This is a genomic window from Rhizobium tibeticum, assembly GCF_900110205.1.
Taxonomy (GTDB): domain Bacteria; phylum Pseudomonadota; class Alphaproteobacteria; order Rhizobiales; family Rhizobiaceae; genus Rhizobium; species Rhizobium tibeticum.
This window is the reverse complement of the sequence record NZ_FOCV01000114.1, coordinates 1-3,421: the sequence shown is the minus strand read 5'-3', so window position 1 is coordinate 3,421 and position 3,421 is coordinate 1. Positions and strand designations below refer to the sequence as shown.

3 protein-coding genes and 1 pseudogene are annotated in these 3,421 nt (G+C 57.1%); 2 read left to right on the top strand and 2 right to left on the bottom strand.

Translation table 11 applies throughout. The features are described from left to right. Positions 1 to 188: 188 nt before the first annotated feature. A complete protein-coding gene (locus BSG20_RS34870; protein WP_244541545.1) occupies positions 189 to 485 on the bottom strand; it encodes an ATPase inhibitor subunit zeta in 297 nt (98 codons plus the stop codon). A gap of 855 nt (positions 486 to 1,340) precedes the next feature. On the opposite strand from BSG20_RS34870, the gene BSG20_RS34865 reads away from it, so the two are divergent. Beyond that, on the top strand, positions 1,341 to 2,135 hold the full coding sequence (locus BSG20_RS34865) for a lytic murein transglycosylase (RefSeq protein ID WP_072382343.1): 795 nt from the start codon (positions 1,341 to 1,343) through the stop codon (positions 2,133 to 2,135). Between the two features lie 507 nt (positions 2,136 to 2,642). Here BSG20_RS34865 and BSG20_RS36185 read toward each other — a convergent pair. Continuing rightward, positions 2,643 to 2,789: pseudogene (locus BSG20_RS36185) on the bottom strand (IS5/IS1182 family transposase); the annotation flags it as partial. A gap of 125 nt (positions 2,790 to 2,914) precedes the next feature. Here BSG20_RS36185 and BSG20_RS34860 point away from each other — a divergent pair. Beyond that, entirely contained in the window at positions 2,915 to 3,247 is a 333-nt protein-coding gene (locus tag BSG20_RS34860) for a sunset domain-containing protein (protein ID WP_072382345.1), read from the top strand. The last annotated feature ends 174 nt before the right edge of the window (positions 3,248 to 3,421 follow it).

Sequence of the window (3,421 nt, the reverse complement as noted above, 5' to 3'; positions counted from 1 at the left end):
CGATCTCCAACCATTCGTTCCGCTCCTGTCGATGAAGGAGCTTATCTCGCGGTCTCTACCAACAAAGAAAAGGTGGGCTGTTCGTCGCGCTCACGTTCAATCAGGGCCCTGATCTCCAGGCTGCCTTCGGACACGGAGAGCTTTCCTTAATTGCCGTTTCCCTCTGGCGCGTGGAGTGTATTCAGACTTTACTTCACTAGGTTGCGCGCAATCTGCACAAGCGCACCGTCACTGGCATCCGACGTCTCTGTTTGATTTCCTGCCTCAAGCCAGCAGAGGTTCATAACAGCCAGAATATCTTCGTTTGATTGAGTCACACCTGCCGCGTCGAAGTCTCTTCGAATTATGGCAAGGATATCGTTGCGCTTGACGTCGACTGCCCCTCTTGCAAGCTCGTCCGAGTATGCTTTAGCATTTTCGTCGGCGAGCGCCAGTTTTTCCGCCGCCCACATACCGACCAGCTTGTTGCGCCTTACCATTCTCATTACGTCTATCCGCAGGCTAGCCATCGAAAATTCTCAGTTGCGTGCCTGATACGCATCATATCATTGACAGCAATCCTCGACAAAGAAGCGCCTGCACGGCCTCTCTCACTCGGTGCGTCGAGCGAACAATTGATTTCTCCAACAGCGTTTCCAAACGGCTCTCGCAGCAGATCCCCGGTTCAGAGCGGTCAGGTGCTTTGCTCGGCCAGCGTTAGTGCGTGCGTCCACGCCGCCAGATCAGTGCGAGCGACGGTCAAGTCATTTGCCCAGCCAGCGATTAAGCGCGTTCGCGGAGCTCGGCGACAATTGGATTTTGCATTCGCCCCAACATCTACCGAATAGTCTAACCAATTGACTACTATGGCCGTTTTACAACACGGGGGTTTTCAACGCTGTCACATAAGGTATTTCTTATATACAGTGCATTGCCTTCCTTCCGCCGGCACCCGTAGGCTCGACCCCACGTTCGGGAAAGAGGGACAGATGCAGCGGTAACAAAACCGGTGCTAATATCGAAAGTCACCGACATGATCGATCGCATCCTCGAATGCTGGTGTGCAGAGAACGGCCATCCAAGGGGAAGTGTTGAAGCGACCCGAAAGGCAAAAAGCTTGCTTCAGTGGATCGAACTCGGGGTCACCGACGAAGGTGAACTGTCGAGCCTGATCCGTGATGACATTGTAATCACGAGATAACGTCGACTTAGCTGCGCGATGTCCCACCGGCAAGGGTCGCCCGTTATTGCCGGGCGGCCACTCTTCCTTGGTTAATTCCGACGCGGCCGTAGGTTATGCAAGTGAACGAGTGACGTCATGCGGTCGGATGCATGGTGGTTCGGACTACTAGGAGAGCGATATGGCATTCTTTGCTAAACGTTTAATTGCTGCGGCAGGCGCCCTCGCCTTCTGCCTTCTAGCGTGGGTTGCTCAGGCGGCATCATGCGGCAAAAGCGCTGCCGGGTTTGAACAGTGGAAGGTGGAGTTTGCCGAGACGGCAAGGGTCGCTGGCGTCAAGGGGAAGGGCCTTGCAGCGCTTGCCAGTGCGAAATACGCCGTAAGGACCATCCAGGCCGACCGCTCCGTCAATAAGGCTTTCAGCGGCTCGGTCGACGACTTTATGAGACGACGGGGTGGGTCCGCGATTATTTCCAAAGGCCGCTCGCTCAAGTCATCGAATGGAGCACTCTTCGACAACATCGAGCACAACTACGGCGTGCCCGCCGGGGTGCTGCTCGCCATCTGGGGTATGGAGACCGGCTTCGGTGCCTCCATGGGCAACCAGAACACTGTTTCGGCAATCGTCACGCTCGCCTACGATTGTCGCCGCCCGCAATTCTTTGCGCCGCATGCTATCGCGGCGCTCAAGCTAGTCGACGGCGGCGCGCTAAGTGCCGGCTCGGTCGGCGCCATGCACGGCGAGATCGGCCACACAGGGTTCCTGCCCGGGAACGTCCTGAAATACGGCGTCGGCAGCAGGAACATGCGCGACAAGAGCACGGCGATGATGTCCACGGCCAACTTCCTCAGGGCGCACGGCTGGCGGGCCGGCGGGGGCTATCAGGACAACATGGGCGCCATCGCTGGCTGGAACTCCGCGAGTGTCTATCAGCAGGCGATCGCCCGCATCGGCGAGGCGATCGACGGCGGTTAGATCCTTCCTCCAGCTACACAGCCGCCAAGGCCGGCTCAGAATGCTATTAGCGCTTGGCATTACCAAGAGGTTCTAACTCCAGAACCAGAATCTCGAGCCATTCCGTCGTGGTTGATCCGCACCTTGCCAGCTTGGCCCAGGCGCAATTGACGTTCAACGTCGTTCCTGAAGCGAATACCGTTCTCGGCAACCAGATCGCTGTTGGTGGGGAAGGTTTGACATTCAGCGGGGACGCGTGGGCGGCAAGGTTGGCCGAAGTGCATCGCCTGACCAACGGTGAGCATCCGAGATGCGGCGCAAAGCAGCCTTTGACTCACTTGATCGCAAATGTCCGCTTCGGGGGCCGATATCGTCGAAAAACTCGATAGATTAGCCGCTTACCTGGCCGCTTTGGCTTTTTGGGCAGGGGAATTATGGGTTATCTGCCCCGCGCCTCTGCGCAAGGTATCGGTTTATGCCGCTCTTAGACGGCGCTGACGCCGTGTGGCGACCTTTGTGGTCTGAGTTTCACCAGTCTCCCCAGCTTTTGGCGGCTGCTGCAAGCAGGAATTCGTCTCGCGCACCGCACGGACCTCGCAGCCTCAAACGCGCCATCCGGAGACTGCGTTTCAGGTGAGCGAAGAGCATCTCGACCTTCTTGCGACGATGCCGGGAACGCTCGTAGTCGGGCGTGGCGGCAATCGCTCCACGCCGCCAATACCGCGCATTTTAGCTTTCCGTTATACGGGCCGATAAAACCCGTCATGTTACAACCCTGAGAATTTTTCTAGGGGTGGGACATGAAGTTTCCAACATTGGTAGCGTTGAGTTCGGGAGCAGCATTCTTGGGAGCCGGTGGCTACACCGTGTTGCCGGAGTTCATAACCGCTCCGATCAAGCATTCGCTTACCGCACCAACACAGCCGATGATCATCGACAATGGAGTGATCGTCCAACGAGGCACGGCCTGCACCATCAAAGGCAACGTCAGCGTCACTTCCGGCGAGCGCATCTATCACGTACCGGACCAGCATTATTACGGGGCTACGAAAATATCGCCGCAGTATGGAGAGCGCTGGTTCTGTTCCGAGCAAGAGGCGCTTGCCGCCGGCTGGCGAAAGGCCGGATACTAATCTCACACAGCGGAAAAAGCCGCTCGTTGCTACTCGGAAATTGACGCTGAGCCCCGCACGGCTCCTTTGCGCCGATAGTGTTCTCTAATTGGTCAAGTACGAGAGCTCCGCTTTGAGCGAAATTGAGGCCTTTCAGGATGCCTGTGTTCTCTACGTGCTCGAGGCACTCGATGG